General features: G+C 74.2%; 12 protein-coding genes. 5 read left to right on the top strand and 7 right to left on the bottom strand.

What is annotated here, in order from left to right; all coding sequences use genetic code 11:
• Positions 1-107 precede the first annotated feature (107 nt).
• From IG88_RS0102340 to IG88_RS0102325, 4 genes are all read right to left on the bottom strand, one after another.
• The gene (locus tag IG88_RS0102340; RefSeq protein ID WP_031034335.1) at positions 108-2,915 is read right to left on the bottom strand and encodes a hypothetical protein; all 2,808 of its coding nucleotides are present in this window, start codon (positions 2,913-2,915) and stop codon (positions 108-110) included.
• A 132-nt stretch (positions 2,916-3,047) separates the two neighbouring features.
• Positions 3,048-3,773: a hypothetical protein gene (locus IG88_RS38260; RefSeq protein ID WP_107452005.1), complete on the bottom strand. Its 726-nt coding sequence runs from the start codon at positions 3,771-3,773 to the stop codon at positions 3,048-3,050.
• Positions 3,770-5,293, bottom strand: a complete 1,524-nt coding sequence (locus IG88_RS0102330) for a sensor histidine kinase (RefSeq protein ID WP_031034331.1) — start codon at positions 5,291-5,293, stop codon at positions 3,770-3,772. The genes IG88_RS38260 and IG88_RS0102330 overlap by 4 nt, the downstream gene beginning before the upstream one ends.
• Positions 5,290-5,979 carry a response regulator transcription factor gene (locus IG88_RS0102325; RefSeq protein WP_031034329.1) on the bottom strand — a complete coding sequence of 230 codons (690 nt, stop codon included), beginning with the start codon at positions 5,977-5,979 and terminating at the stop codon, positions 5,290-5,292. Before IG88_RS0102325 ends, IG88_RS0102330 begins: the two co-directional genes overlap by 4 nt.
• Before the next feature lie 113 nt (positions 5,980-6,092).
• Between IG88_RS0102325 and IG88_RS0102320 the strand changes: the two genes are divergently transcribed.
• On the top strand, positions 6,093-7,007 hold the full coding sequence (locus tag IG88_RS0102320; RefSeq protein WP_031034326.1) for a DUF3152 domain-containing protein: 915 nt from the start codon (positions 6,093-6,095) through the stop codon (positions 7,005-7,007).
• A 4-nt stretch (positions 7,008-7,011) separates the two neighbouring features.
• Here the strand turns inward: IG88_RS0102320 and IG88_RS0102315 are convergent, their stop codons facing one another.
• The 3 genes from IG88_RS0102315 to IG88_RS0102305 form a co-directional block, all read right to left on the bottom strand.
• Positions 7,012-8,037 (bottom strand): SPFH domain-containing protein, encoded by a 1,026-nt coding sequence (locus tag IG88_RS0102315; protein ID WP_030398960.1) that lies wholly within the window; start codon positions 8,035-8,037, stop codon positions 7,012-7,014.
• 2 nt (positions 8,038-8,039) lie between these two features.
• Positions 8,040-8,471 carry an NfeD family protein gene (locus tag IG88_RS0102310; protein ID WP_031034325.1) on the bottom strand — a complete coding sequence of 144 codons (432 nt, stop codon included), beginning with the start codon at positions 8,469-8,471 and terminating at the stop codon, positions 8,040-8,042.
• Between the two features lie 148 nt (positions 8,472-8,619).
• Entirely contained in the window at positions 8,620-9,354 is a 735-nt protein-coding gene (locus IG88_RS0102305) for a lytic polysaccharide monooxygenase (RefSeq protein WP_031034323.1), read from the bottom strand.
• Between the two features lie 311 nt (positions 9,355-9,665).
• On the opposite strand from IG88_RS0102305, the gene IG88_RS0102300 reads away from it, so the two are divergent.
• From IG88_RS0102300 to IG88_RS0102285, 4 genes are all read left to right on the top strand, one after another.
• Positions 9,666-10,121, top strand: a complete 456-nt coding sequence (locus IG88_RS0102300) for a DoxX family protein (RefSeq protein WP_031034321.1) — start codon at positions 9,666-9,668, stop codon at positions 10,119-10,121.
• Between the two features lie 293 nt (positions 10,122-10,414).
• Positions 10,415-11,599 (top strand): type III polyketide synthase, encoded by a 1,185-nt coding sequence (locus tag IG88_RS0102295; protein WP_031034319.1) that lies wholly within the window; start codon positions 10,415-10,417, stop codon positions 11,597-11,599.
• A gap of 182 nt (positions 11,600-11,781) precedes the next feature.
• Positions 11,782-13,941, top strand: a complete 2,160-nt coding sequence (locus IG88_RS0102290; protein ID WP_031034317.1) for a SpoIIE family protein phosphatase — start codon at positions 11,782-11,784, stop codon at positions 13,939-13,941.
• Between the two features lie 108 nt (positions 13,942-14,049).
• A complete protein-coding gene (locus tag IG88_RS0102285) occupies positions 14,050-14,676 on the top strand; it encodes a histidine phosphatase family protein (protein WP_031034315.1) in 627 nt (208 codons plus the stop codon).
• Positions 14,677-14,707: the final 31 nt, after the last annotated feature.

Here is a 14,707-nt window from a genome sequence, read left to right as displayed (position 1 = left end):
GGCCGGGGCCGGCGACGGGTGTCCGGCGGATGGGCCACCCGGCGCGCGGGTGCGGACGGACGGTGCCGCTTCCGCACCCGCGCGGGGCCGGGGTGTCGGCGCGCCGGTTACGAGGCGTCGAGCACGGCGCCGGTCAGCGGCGGGCCCTGCGGCCTGCCCCACTCGTCGGTGCCCTGGAAGCCGATGTACTCGGTGGGCTCGGCGATCTCGTCGCCGACGGTGGGCACCGTCACCTCGGTGTCGGTCTCACCGGCCGGCACGGAGGCCCAGAGCGCGAACCAGTCCAGCCGGGAGAGCGGGACCTCACCGTCGGGGACCTCGCCCACCGTCTCCAGCAGCCAGTCGTGGTCGACGTCCTTGGTGGACAGCTCGGGACGGGAGTCGTCGGGAACCGCGACCAGCAGCGTGCCCAGGTCCATGTCGGCGGGTTCGGAGAGCGAGACCCGCCAGCGCAGCGGCTGCCCCTCGGTGACCTCGTCGGCCACCGGCGTCACGCTGATCTCCGGCATCGGGTCGTCCTCCTCGACCGTCACCCCGCCGGCGTAGGAGCCCACGACCGAGCCGTGCACGGCCTTGACCCACAGGTCGTGGTACACGTCGCCGCCGTACCGCTTGTTGCCGGTCACCTTCACGGTCACGTCGGTGAAGGGGCGCCCGGAGCGCACGGTGACCAGGCGCTCCTCGGCCGCCGTCCCGTCCGGTTCCATGACGTACATCCGGACCGTGCCGGTGCCCTTGCCGGAGACCCGCACCGGCACGTGGTAGGTGCGCATGCCGGAGTCACCCTCCTCGACGGTGGTACGGCCGACGTCGACACGCGCGAGGGGGGCCGGTCGCACCCGGGGGGTGCCGGGGTGCCAGGCGTGGGCGTCCATCAGCCAGGCCCGGCCCGCGTGGGAACGCGGCGTCAGTTCCAGCGCGGTGACGCGGCGCAGGTCCAGTCCGGCCCGGCCGGCGGCGGTGAGCGGTACGCGCAGTTCCTGGGCCCAGTAGGACGCGGTGCGCTCGCTGCCCGGCAGGCCGTCGGCGCGGACGCTCCCGAGGGTGACGCGCCGGCCCGCGGCGTCGGTGAGGGACACGTCGAGCCGGGTGCCGGTGCTGCCGGGCGGCACGATGACGCGCAGGGCGAGGCTGTCGGCACCCTTCAGGGAGAGGGGGGTACCGGGCCGGACGCGGGTCGCGGTGCCGGGGGCGGTCCATGCGAGGGCGACCGCGCTGCGGCCCGTTTCGCGCTCCGGCCACCAGTACGCGAAGTGCGGTGAGGCGCCCTGCGTCTCCTCGTCGAGGCAGGCGACGGCCGGGTCGGGGTCGACCGCGGAGCACAGGCGTCCGCCGGTCACCCGCACGCCGTCGTCCGGCAGGAACCCGGCGCCGCGGCCGGCGCCGACCGCGTGGGTGAGCACCCGGGCCGGGTCGGCCGAGGGGGCGCGGCGTCCGGTGCCGTCGATCAGTTCGCGCACGCGGTCGTCACCGGCGACGAACAGCCTGGCGGCCGCGGCGACGTAGGTGGCGCCGGCCCGGTGCTGCTGCGCGGCGGTGAGCCGGGTGGGGCTGTCGGCGGAGCAGACCGGGTCGGGGGACTCGGGGTCCTCCCAGAAGTCGTCGGAGGCGGGGGCCTCGGCGAGGCCGGGCGTCCACTCGCTGTTGAAGTAGTTGTGGTTGGCGCCCGTGATGTGGACCGCGCTGTGCAGTGCCCGGCCCCGGCTCACGCCGCGCGTGCCGTCGACGTAGAGCTGGCCCTGGAGGTCGGAGACGTCTCCGTCGCAGCCCGGCAGGACGGTCAGGGACGGCACGTCGGGCACGGGGTTCTGGCCGAAGGCGGTGGGGCCGACGAGTACGGTGCCGCGGATGGTCCAGCGGGCCCGGCCGGGCCGGGCGTCCTGGCTCGCCGGCGGCGGGTAGAGGCTGTCCATGGCGGCCCGGGCGACGCCTTCGCCGCCGCGGGAGTGGCCGACGAGCAGGACGCGGGACAGGTCGGCCCTCGGGCCGCGGCCAACGGCGGCCGGGGCGGCGGAGGTGCCCGCCGCCCAGTCGGCCCAGCGGGCCAGGTGCGCGCGCACCAGCGACGAGCGGGCCTGGGCGCCGCCGTCCTCGACCACGGCGTCCTGGCCGTTGACGCCGTTGGCGGAGATCGAGACGGTCACGTAGCCCTGGGAGGCCAGCAGCTTCTGGTCCTGGAGGTAGCCGCGGTGGCTGGGGATGGGCCGGGCGCCGTCCGCGCAGGGCCAGTCGATGGTGACGGACTCCTCGTCCTGGCCGGGGACGTAGCAGGTGGCGTGGCGGCCGTGCAGGAAGAGCGCGAGGGGGCGTTTGCCGGTCGCCCCCTTGGGCGCGACGACCACGCCGCGCATCTCGACCGGCGCGGGCAGCCCGGGCAGTTCGACGGGGTCCAGCGTGTACTCGCCGGTGGTGGTGGCGAACCGGCCGGGACGGCCCGGGTCCACGGCGCCGGCGGGGAGCAGGGGCGGCAGCTTGGCCGGGGGCGCCGCGGTTGAGCGGCGTTCGCGGGCGGCGGCGCCCGGGTCCCCGTCCAGGCGGCGGCCGGCGGCGCGGACCTGGAGGCCGGACGGGCTCTCCAGCGCGGCCGCCGGAACGTCCTTGAGGGGCAGGCGGAAGGTCTTGCCGTCGTCGTCCGGCTCCGGTACGCCGAGGCGCCTGCCGTCGGTGTGGAACTCCACCCGTGCGTCGCCGGGCGGGACGGGGCGCGGGGAGCGCCACTCCAGGGCGGCGGCCCCACCGGTGCCGGTGATCCGCCAGCCGGGCGGCAGGTCGGCGGTGTCCGTCGGGGCCGTCCGTACCGGTGCGGTGCTGCTGCTGCCGGGCGGACGCGGGTCGGCGTGGGCCGCGGCGGGGGCGATACCGACGAGGGTCAGTACGGCTGTCGCGGCGGCCCATGTGGTTCGAGCACGTATCAAGAATCGGCTCCTCAACACCTCAGTCATGGCTCGGTCGTGCCATGGTTCGGGGGCCGGCCCGTGCGGGCGCCCCTGGTGGGAGGAGGGGCAGGAGTACTCCCGGGTTGCCTGTGAGCCGTCAACCGCCTTGCTTCAGCCGCCGGTTGGCCCGTTTCCGCCGACGCTGCCGCCGGTGCCCGGGCCGGTTTCGGGGTCCGCGGCCGGGGCGGTCTCGGCGGGGGCGGTGGTCGGACGGGCAGCGCCGGACGGGCAGTCGTCGCTGGAGCGGCCGGCCAGTCGGCCGCCGGGCTGCTCGACGGTGACCTGCGCGCTTCCCAGCGCCGGGTCCTGCCGCAGCCGGGCGACGGCGACCGTGCAGGCCAGTTGGTCGACGGCCGTGTCGCTCAGGCCCCCGGCGGTCCGCGGCAGTTGGACGGTGACCGCCGGGCCGTCGGTGCGGATGGTGGGGGCCACGGCGGCTTCCGGCAGCTCGGTCGTCAGTCCCCGTCCCCGTTCCCGGGCGTCCGGCCCCTCGAACAGCATGAGGACGGTGCTGCCGAGGTCGCCGGGGCCCGCCACGGTGCGGGACACCGCCGTCAGGGCGCCGTCCTCGACGAAGTAGAGCGGCACCTTGACCAGGGGCACCGCCTCGGGTGCGGTCTCCGACGGCACCGCCGTGACACCCGGTGGCAGAACGCCGGTGGCGGGTTCGCCCGCCTCGACCACACCGGTCTCGGGGATGCCGCAGGCGGCGAGCGGGAGCAGCGCCGCGAGGACAACGGGCAGCGCACGCCGGGCGCTTCGGCCGGGACGGCCGTCGAGCGGGCGCCTGCGCGGGGCCGGGGCGGGGGCGGTCCGTGGGCGCGCCGAGGGGTTCATGTCCGGGCCTCCGTCGACGGGTTCGGGTCCTGGTGTGCGGTCCGCTCCGCCGTGTCGTCCGGTGCCAGGGGCAGGACGACCGTGAAGACGGCACCGCCCTCGGGACGGTTGGCGGCGCGCACCGTGCCGTCGTGCAGGCGTACGTTCTCCGTGGCGATGGCCAGCCCGAGGCCGCTGCCCTCGCTGCGGGCGCGGGCGTCGGCCGACTTGTAGAAGCGGTCGAAGACGTGGGGCAGGACGTCCTCGGGGATGCCGTCCCCGCCGTCGCGGACCGTGACGACGGCCTGCCGCCCCGCGACCGGGTCGTCCTGGGCACTCAGCTCCAGGACGACCGGGGGCGCGCCGTGTCTCAGGGCGTTGGCGACGAGGTTCGCCACGATCACGTCGAGGCGGCGCGGGTCGACCCGGCCGCGCAGTTCCCCCGGTCCCGGCAGCGCGGTCTCCACGGTGTCCTGCCAGCCGCGGGAGGCGAGGGTGCGGCGCAGGGACTCGGCGAGGTCGATCTCGTCCAGGTGGAGGGCGGCCGCGCCCGCGTCGAACCGGGAGATCTCCATGAGGTCGTCCACGAGAGCGGCCAGCTTGGTGGTCTCGGTGCTGATGAGGCGTACGGCCGTCGCGGTGTCCTCGTCCAGGCCGGCCGCGTCCTCGTCCAGCACGTCCGTGACCGCCGACATCGCGGCCAGCGGAGTGCGCAGTTCGTGGGAGACGTCCGCGGCGAAGCGCCGGGCACCGGCCTCCATGCGCCGCAGTTCCGCCACCGAGCCCTCCAGCGCCGCGGCGGTCTCGTTGAACGTGCGGGAGAGATCGGCGAGTTCGTCGGACCCCTGCACCGCGAGCCGGGTGTCCAAGCGGCCCTCGGCGATGCTGCGGGTCGCCCGGCGCAGCGCCCGCACCGGCCGCAGGACGCCGCGGGCGGCGAGGAGCGCGATCAGGACGGCCAGGACCAGCGCCGGCACGGTGGCGCGTTCGATGGCGCTGACCAGCGCGTCGACGTAGCCCTGCTCCTCCTGCTGGGGCACGGTGAGGTAGACCTCCAGTCCGGAGGCGCCCTGCTCGGTGCTGTACTGGCCGGCGAAGGTGACGGGCATGCCGACCACCAGCGAGGCGCGGCCGTCGTGCGACACGCGCTGGAACACGGTGGCCCGGCGGGAGCGCACGGACTCGCGCATCGCCGAGGACAGTTCGGCGAACCGGTCGTCGGGGACGGAGGTCGCGCTGGCCTCCCGGTAGGCGGCCAGCACCCGCCACGGCTGGGACCGTCCGCCCCTGGACACGTCGTCGGCGAACGACTGGAGGTCGGCCGGATCGGGCGGGAACCGGTAGTTGGGGACCAGGGTGTTGACGCGGTGCCGGAAGTCCTCGATCACCGTGTCCTGGCTCTGCTGCAGGACCCCGGTCCGGGCCTCGCGGAAGGTCAGCGCTCCGGTGGTCACCGTGGCCACGACGGCGACGAGGGTGAACGCCACCACGAGCCTGAGGCGCAGCCCCACCAGTGCGCGCAGGACCCGCGGCACCCTCACCGGGGGCCGAACCGGTAGCCGAATCCGCGCACGGTGTGGACGTAGCGCGGACTGCCCGGCACTTCCCCGATCTTGGACCGCAGCCGCTTGACGCAGGCGTCCACGAGCCGCGCGTCCCCGTGGTAGTTGTGCTCCCACACGGCCTCCAGGAGCTGCTGGCGGCTGAACACCTGCCCGGCGGAGGCGGACAGCGTGAGCAGCAGCCGCAGTTCGGAGGGGCCGAGGGCGACCGGCCGTCCCTGGTGGGTGACGGTCAGTCCGGCCCGGTCGATGACCAGGTCCCCGTGGTGCTCGGTGCGCGGCGTGCCCGGGGCGTCGGACGCGCTGCCGACGCGGCGCAGCACGGCGCGTATGCGTGCGTCCAGGACGCGGGCGCGGACCGGCTTGACCACGTAGTCGTCGGCACCGGACTCCAGCCCGACCACGATGTCGGTGTCGTCGCCGCGGGCGGTGGCCATGATGATCGGGAGCTGGTCGTGGGCGCGGATGCGACGGCACACCTCCAGGCCGGACATGCCCGGCAGCATCAGGTCGAGGACCACGGCCTCGGGCCGGAACGACCGGAGCTGCTGCAGGCCGTCCTCGCCCGTCGCGGCGGCGGCGACTTCGTGCCCCTGCCGGCGCAGGGCCAGCAGCAGGCCGTCCCGGACGGCGCGGTCGTCTTCGATGATCAGGACCCGTGGCATGGACCTCAGTATGCGTGTGCGCGGGCGGGATCCGGCCCGGGGGTGAGGGCTGTTACACAGCGGTCCACAAGGCGTCCCCGCACGATCACACGCCGGGAGCACGCTGTCTGATCATGAACGAGCACCGCCGACCGACTCCCCCACCCTCCTCCGCCGCGGGCCGCCGGCGCCGCGGCGGCCGTGCTCGCCGCCGACGGGGCGGCCGGTCCCGACTGCTGTGGCCGGGGGTCGCGGCCGGGGCCGTCCTGGCGCTCGCCGGGGGCCTGGCTTTCAAGGGGGGCACGGAGCCCACCGGCCACTCCGCCGACGCGGCCGCCACTCCCGCGCCGACGCAGACCGGCCGTACGGAGGAGGCCCGGAAGGACGCGGCCTCGCCCACCCCGGAGAAGGGCGAGGAGGAGAAGGGCGCCGGGGAAGGCGTCGAGAAGGGAACGGACGAGAAGCCGGACCCCGGATCGATACCCTCGTCCGGGCCGGGGACCTTCGCCACCGCCGACGGGGGCGGCGACCGGGTCGGCGGCAGCGGCCGGACCCTGACCTACGTGGTGCAGGTCGAGGACGGCATCGGGATCCCGGCCGGGGAGGTGGCGGCCGAGGTCGAGCGCGTCCTCGCCGACGAGCGGGGCTGGACGGCCGACGGGAAGGTGGGCTTCCGGCGGGTGACCGGCGGGACGTCCGACTTCCGGGTACGGCTCGCCACGGCGTCGACGGTGGACGACATCTGCGGGCGGTACGGCCTGGACACCGGCGGGGAGGTCAACTGCAACGTGGGCCAGGACGTGATGGTCAACCTCAAGCGGTGGCTGCTGGCGACGCAGTACTACGCGGACGACGTGACGTCCTACCGGGCGCTGATCATCAATCACGAGGTCGGGCACTTCCTCGGCCACGGTCACGAGGGGTGCCCGGGAGCGGGGCGTCCGGCCCCCGTGATGATGCAGCAGATCAAGGGGCTGCACGGCTGCCGGACCAATGTCTGGCCCTACGACGCCGAGGGCCGGCCGGTCACGGGCCCGGCCCTCGGCTGAAAGCTCACGCCGCGTGGCCCTCGGGGGGCACACCGTTGGCCCTGGCCGCGTCGGCGAGGGCCTGGGCGGCGGCCTCCGCGGCCTGTGCCGTGTCGCTGGCCGCCTGGGCGGCGCCGTCGTCGGACGGGTGCTCCCGGGTGGCCGGCGACTGGGGCAGCGCTTCGGTGAATGCCCGGGACACTCCCTGGAGCGCGGAGGTGACCTCGCTGGGGATGACCCAGAACGTGCTGCCGGAGCCCTGGGCGAGCTGGGGCAGCACCTGGAGATACTGGTAGGCCAGCAGCTTGGGGTCGGGGTCGTTGCGGTGCACGGCCTGGAAGACCTCGTCGATGGCCCGGGACTGGCCCTCCGCCTTGAGGATCTCGGCGGTGCGGTTGCCCTCGGCACGCAGGACGGCGGCCTGCTTGTCGCCCTCGGCGGTGAGGATCTGCGACTGGCGCTGGCCCTCCGCGCCCAGGATCGCGGCCCGCTTGTCCCGCTCGGCGCGCATCTGCTTCTGCATGGCGTCCTTGATGGACTGCGGCGGGTCGATCGCCTTGATCTCCACCCGGTTCACCCGCAGCCCCCACTTGCCGGTGGCCTCGTCGAGCACGCCGCGCAACTGGCTGTTGATGGTGTCGCGCGAGGTGAGGGTCTTCTCCAGGTCCATCGAGCCCACCACGTTGCGCAGGGTGGTGACGGTGAGCTGCTCGACCGCCTGGAGGAAGTTCGCGATCTCGTAGAAGGCCGCGCGGGGGTCGGTGACCTGGAAGTACAGCACGGTGTCGATCTCGACGACCAGGTTGTCCTCGGTGATGACCGGTTGCGGCTTGAAGGAGACGACCTGTTCACGCAGGTCGATCACCGGATAGACGCGGTCGATGTACGGGATGACGACGCTCAGTCCGGGTTTCAGGGTGCGGTGGTAGCGGCCCAGCCGTTCCACGTTGCGGGCGCGGGCCTGCGGCACGATGCGCACCGCCCGCACCACGGTGAAAACGGCGAGAAGCGCGACGATCACACCGGCGATGAGGAACGCCGAGGCTTCCATGGTCACTCCCGGGGGTAGACGAATGCGGTGGTGCCGCTGATCTCCAGAACGTCGACGGTCGCACCCCGGGGGATCACCAGCGTTTCGTCGTAGGCACGGGCCGACCATTCCTCACCGCCGATGCGCACCCTGCCGTCCCTCCCCGTGACGTCGGAGACGACGTAGGCGGCCTGGCCGACCAGGGCTTCCACGCCGAAACGCTCGGTCTGGGGCTGGTGCAGGTGGCGCACCGCGACGGGGCGCAGGAAAAGGAGGGTGACCGCGGAGACGACCGTGAAAACCAGGAATTGAAAGGGCGCCGAAAGGCCGGCCGCAGCGGACGCGGAGGTGATCAGCGCGGCCACTCCGAGCATTCCGAGAGCGGCGGTCAGGGTGAAGATCTCCGCCACGATCATCACGCCGGAAACGATCAGCCAGATCAGCCACGGATCCATTGCGGCCCCCTTTCCGCTTTGAATTTATTTTACCGGCTTCCGGGAAAAGCGGACCCGGTCGTCCGCGGGAATACTCGGGTCGCCGGCGGGGCCGGCGCGCACCCCGGGCGGTGCGCGCCGCTCCGTCGCGGTCACGTGGCCGGGAGGGTCACGCGGCCGCGCAGGCTCCCAGGTCCTCCCAGACGCCCCACTCGCCGGTGGTGCCGGGTTCCTCGCCCGTCACCCACCACTTGGCGCGCCAGTGGTGGCCACCGTGGGAGACGGTGTCGCCGCCGCCGTAGACGCCGCCGGCGCTCCACAGCGGAGCGTCGCAGGCGCCGGGCTCGCCGCTTCCGCCGTCGCCGCCGCCCCCGTCGCCGCCGCCGCTCCCGCCGATGTTGACGTCGATGCAGGAGTAGAACGCGTTGCCGGTGTCCGCCACGTTCCAGACGGCCAGCACCTTCTGACGGCCGGTGAAGCCGCCGAAGTCCACCTGGTGGCTCACGTCCGGTGCGGGCTGCGCGCCGCGGCCGTCGAACTCGGCGATCTTCTGGTTGCCGATGAAGTACTGCCAGTTGGCGGTGGCGTGCCGGGCCGTGTGGTGCCAGGTGAAGGTGTGCGTCGTACCGACGGGGGTGACCCGCCAGCCCTTGCTGTCGTCGTCGAGTTCGGCGAACTGGCTGTTCCCGCCGCTGCAGCTCTTGAGGCCCTTGGGTCCCTCGACGCTCTGGGGCTCGTACTTGATCTGACCGCAGTCGACGACCCCCGCGGCGCACTGGTCCTGCCTGCTGCCGGGCGAGGTCACCCATCCGTGGGCGCCGGCCGTGCTCGCCGGGAGGCTGACGGCGAGCAGCGGTGCGACCAGTGCCCCGACCGCGACGGCCACCCGTCTCTTCGTGCGCATCTCGTGCCCCTTTCCCTACAGGTCTAGACCTGGCAAGTTCAGGTCTAGACCATAGCGGCGAAGCCGACGCGGTCAAGGGGTCGCGCACCACCAACCGACGGACGGCCGAGGGCACTTGGCGCACGCAGGCCGGAATGCGACTCGTCACGCTATTGGTCTAGACAAGGATCGGGGCGATGGTTAAAAGTCGAATGGGCCGCGCGTCTTCCCCCCTCCCTCGGGACGCCGTCGTGCCCCGCCCCGTGCTGCGCACCATCCCCACCGGCCGCCCGGTTCGCCCGCGGCCGTTGCGCAAGAGAGGAGCACCACCGTTGGAAGCGTTGGAGAAACGCAGGGAGCACGTGATCGCGCTCTTCCGCATCGTCACAGGCCTGCTGTTCGCCTGCCACGGAGCCGCCACCCTGTTCGACGTCCTGGGCGGACCGCACGGAGCCGCACCCGGCTTCGCCGCCTGGCCGGGCTGGTGGGCCGCCGTGGTGCAGCTCGTCGGCGGCACGCTGGTTCTGTGCGGCCTCGCCACCCGCGCCGCGGCCGTCCTGTGCTCCGGGTCGATGGCGTACGCCTACTTCGTCGAGCACCAGCCCGACGGACTCTTCCCGATCGAGAACGGCGGGGAGCCGGCGGCCATGTTCTGCTGGTCCTTCCTGCTGGTCGCCGCCCTCGGACCGGGCCGCTGGAGCCTCGCCTCCCGGCTGCGTCCCCGCCGGGGCGCGGATGACCGTCCGGCCACCGGGTCGCTGCCCACCGACACACCGACGTCCGCCTGAGGGGCCGGGTGTGCCGTCCACGCCGACGGTCGGCACGCCCTTCCCCGTCCGGACACCGGGCGGCCTGTGCGCGTGTGCGCCGTCTCACGCACGCGGAGGCCGTCCGCGTTGCGTGGGTCACTGCGCAAATGCCCTTTTCGCGTCCATGCTCGTAGAAGAACACGCGCCGCCCGAAGTGGCGTGCGCCGACGACGACTTGGTCGCGACGGTCCGAAGCGGGCCACGCCGCAGCACGCGTGGCGCCACTCCGTCGCCGACGGCTCAGCGCAGACCCCCGCAGAAAGGTGCCGACCGTGGCCGCATACCTGTGCCCTCCCGCCGTGATACACGGCGCGCACTCCGTGCACACCCGAGAGATCGTGGCGGAGGTGCACGACCGGCACCCGGACGCGGCGTGGGCACCACGGGCCGAGGGCATCGCGGCGAGCACGGGGATCGAGACCCGCGGCTGGATGCTCCCCCTGGAGGCCGCCGTCGCCCCCGGCGACGGGAGCGGCGCGGGACCGGCCGGCCCCGGGCCCGCCCGGGAGGCGCTGCTCCGCGACGGCTTCACCGAGCAGGACGCCGACCGCGTGATCGCCGCGCTCGAGGCCGTACCCGCACCGCAGACCGTGCAGGAGCGCACCGCTCCGGCCTGGGAGGCCGTGCAGGCCTACGGGGAGCGCGCGGCGCGCGGGGCCCTGCAGATCGCCGGGCTGGACGTCGCGGACGTCGACTGCCTGATCACGAGCAACTCCACCACCCCGGCACTGCCCGGTCTGGACGTCGCCCTGGCCAACCGGCTTCCGCTGCGCGGTGACACCATGCTGCTGCCGGCCACGCAGTGGGCCTGCGTGGCCGGGACCCGTTCGCTGGCGCTGGCGGCGGACCTGGTGGCGGCGGACCCCGACCGGGTGGTCCTGGTCGTGATCTCCGAGGCGCTGAGCACGACCTACCAGCCCGCGGACGACACCCTGGAGTCCCTGATCGTCCGGCTGCTGTTCGCGGACACCGCGGTCGCCGCGGTCGTCACCGGCCGCCCGAGGCCCGAGTCGGTGCTCCGGCTGGACGCCTCCTGGCACCACACGCTGCCCGGCACGCGGGACCTGCACCGCCTGGAGACGCGGGCGGACGGCACCCACTTCGTGATGGACCGGCGCGGGCCGCGGGCGGTTCAGGAGACGGTCGCCGCGATGTGGGAGTGGCTCCGGGCCCGCCACGAGGACGGCCCCGGCTCCTGGCACCCCGACCTGCTGCTCGCCCACCCCGGCGGCACCCGGGTGCTGGAGTACATGGAACAGACGATGCCCGAGGAGTGGCCGCCGGGGCTCCTGCGCCACAGCCGGGACAGCTACACCACCGGCAACCGCGGAGGCGCCGCCGTCTTCGACATCCTGCGCCGGGCCCACGACGCGGGCCAGGAGGCGGGCAGCCGTGCCGTCCTGTACGCGGCTGCCCCGGGGCTGACGGCCACCGCCCTGGAAGGCGAGTGGCTGTAGGACGCCTCAGGGGCGAGGACCGGTCACCGTCCGTGGTCGCCGTGCGGTCCGCCGGTGTGGGCGAAGCACCCGCGGGTGTTATTGAATGGGGGGTGCGGTCGGGGTACTCGGGGCTCTTCCGCACGGGTTCGGGTACGGCCCCGGCACTGTGCCAGGGTTGGCGAGTGAGCTGAGGGAGCCGCATGGACTCCACACCCCCCTCTTCGTCCTCGTCGGGGTTCGACCTGGTCAGCAGCGCCTTGGGTCGCTACCTCCCCCATGACCGGGCGGGCGGTCCCGACTCCGCCGAGTCGAACACCGAACCCGCGGGACAGCCCTCGGAGCACGAGGGCCGGGCGGCGGGCCGGCCGGAGCAGATCCTCGGCGCGGTCAATCTCGACCGGGAGCTGAGAGTCACCCACCGCAACCTCGAGGCCCCCGTTTTCGCGGGAGTGGACGCGGTGATCGGCAGACCGTTCGTCGATCTGCTGCCGCGGGGGGACGTACCCACCGTCACCCGCCGGCTGCGCCAGGTCCTGGAGACCGGTGAGGCGCACGTCGCCCGGGTGCAGCGCCTGCGGCGCACCGACGGCTCGGAGCTGGTCGTCTCGATGAGCATCCTGCCCGCGGCGGCTCCCCGGGAGGGCCTGACCGTCTCCGTGATCGCGATGGCCAGGAGGCTGCACCTGTACGCCGCCGAGACCGCGATCGGCACCTCCCTGGACATCGGCGAGACCGCGCAGTCGCTCGCGGAGTCCCTGCTGGCCTGGGGGGACGTGGCCGCCATCGACCTCGACTTCGCAGTGTGGACGGGCGAGCACGTCACCGGGCGGGCGCAGGACCGCATCCGGCTGCGCCGGGCGGCGCTGGTGCCGGACCGGGCGTGGCCCGAGGGCTACGTCACCCTGGGCGACGACCTCCCCGGCGAGGCGAGCCGGCTGCTGGCGCGGGCCACACGGCGTGCCGACGCACCGCAGTCCTTCGTCCTCCCCGACCGTACCGCGATCGAGCGTGTGCTCGGCAGTCCGCGGCTGGTGCGGGCCCTGGTGCCCGGCGAGCGTTCGGCGGGGGTGGCCTGCGTTCCGCTGGTCCTGGAGGGCGACCCGCCCGTCGTCCTGGGCGTGGCGGAGGTCTGGCGCCGGGCGGACCGTCCCTTCGCCGACAGCGAGCTGTTCGACTTGCAGGAACTGGTGGCCAGGACCTCCCACCACGTGGACCTGGCCCGCCAGCACCAGCGCGAGCACACGCAGGTGCTGGCCCTGCAGCGCCGGCTGCTGCCGCGCTCCGGCGGCGGCACCGTCGAGACCGCCAGCGTCTACCAGCCCACCACGCCCGACAGCGCGGGCGTCGGCGGTGACTGGGTGAACAGCTTCCCGCTGCCCGACGGGCGGACCGCGCTGGTGGTCGGCGACGTCGTCGGCCACGGCCTGGGAGCCGCGGCGACGATGGGCCAGTTGAGCATGGAGGCCCGGGCGCTGCTGTCCGCGGGACTCGCGCCCGACGAGGTGCTGGAACACCTGGACGAGACCGTGACACTGCTGGACGACGCGGACTCGGGGCTGGCGGCCGGCTACAGCGCCCTCGGGTCGACCTGCTGCATCGCCGTCTACGACCCGGTCGGCCACCGGCTGGCACTGTCCAACGCGGGCCACCTCCCTCCGATCCTGGTGTCGCCGGACGGACGGGCCGCCCCGCTCCCGGTCCACCCGCACCCCGGTCTGGGTGCCGAGTTCGCCCTGCGGGAGCCGTTCGGCGTGCACACCTTCCCCGCGCCGCCGGGCTCCCTGCTGGCCCTCTACACCGACGGTCTGGTCGAGGACCCGGCCCTGCCGATCGACGAGGGCATCGGCAGGCTGACGGAGGCCGTGGCCGCGGTGCACCCCTGGGACACGCTGCAGCAGGCCGCGCGGAAGGTGGTTGCCGAGGTGATGCCGACCCGCCGGCGCGACGACGTCACGCTGCTGCTCGCGCGCACGATCGGTCATCGCAGGGGCGACACCGCGACCTGGCACCTGCCGGCCCGCGAGGACTCGGCCGCGCGGGCGCGCGCGCTGGTCTCCGCGCCGCTGCGGCAGTGGGACACCAGGGACACCACCCGGGACAAGGTGCTGCTCCTGGTCAGCGAGCTGGTCACCAACGCGGTCCGCCACGCCGGCGGACCCGTCACCGTACGGCTGATCAGGACCGGCCACGGCCTGCTGTGCGAGGTCGGCGACACCGGCAACGGCCGGCCGCGGCTGGGCCGGTGCCGGCCTCTCGCCGACAGGGGCCGCGGCCTGCACGTGGTGCACCGGCTCACCACCCGGTGGGGGGTGCGCTGGACGGAGACCGGCAAGGTGGTCTGGGCGGAGGTCGCACGCTGAGGCCGCCGCCGGGGGGCGGCTCGGGGAGCGCGAACGGGAACCGGGGAGTGCGGAGCGTGCGTCCGCCGAAGCGTCAAGAGCATGCGTGCGCGCCCCAAGGAGTCCGAGATGACCGGCACGGCCACCCGCTACCTCTACCTCGCACGGCACGGCGAGGCGTCACCGGACGAGACCGGACTGACGGAGGCGGGACGGCGCCAGGCCACCCTGCTGGGCAAGCGGCTGCGGGGCATCCCCTTCGCCGCCTTCCACCACGGCCCGCTGCCGCGGGCGCGGGAGACCGCGCGCCTGGTCGCCGGCGAACTGACCGGTGTCACCCCGCGCGTCTCGGAGATCGCCGGTGACTACCTGCCCCACGTACCGGAACGGGCCGAGCTGCCGCCCGAGTCGGCCGACCACTACCTCCGCTTCCTCGCCGGAGTCACGGCCGAGGAGCGGGAACACGGAGCGGAACTCGCCCGGCAGGCGCTGCGCCGGTTCACCGGGCCGGTGACGGACGGCACGGAGGACCGGCACGAACTGGTCGTCACCCACAACTTCCTCGTCGGCTGGCTCGTCCGTGACGCGTTGTACGCGCCGAAGTGGCGGTGGCTCGGTCTCAACCACGGCAACGCGGCGCTCACGGTCATCCGTTACGCCCCCGGCCGGGCGGCCTCCGTCCTCGTCTCCAACGACATGCGGCACCTGCCTCCCGAGCTGCGCTGGACGGGCTTTCCCGCCGAAGAGCACGTCTGAGCGCGGGGACGGCCACGGCGTCCGGCGCCGT

Source organism: Streptomyces sp. NRRL F-5650, assembly GCF_000721365.1.
Taxonomy (GTDB): domain Bacteria; phylum Actinomycetota; class Actinomycetes; order Streptomycetales; family Streptomycetaceae; genus Streptomyces; species Streptomyces ardesiacus.
The sequence above is the reverse complement of the archived record's forward strand: the minus strand, read 5'-3'. Positions and strand labels throughout refer to the sequence as shown.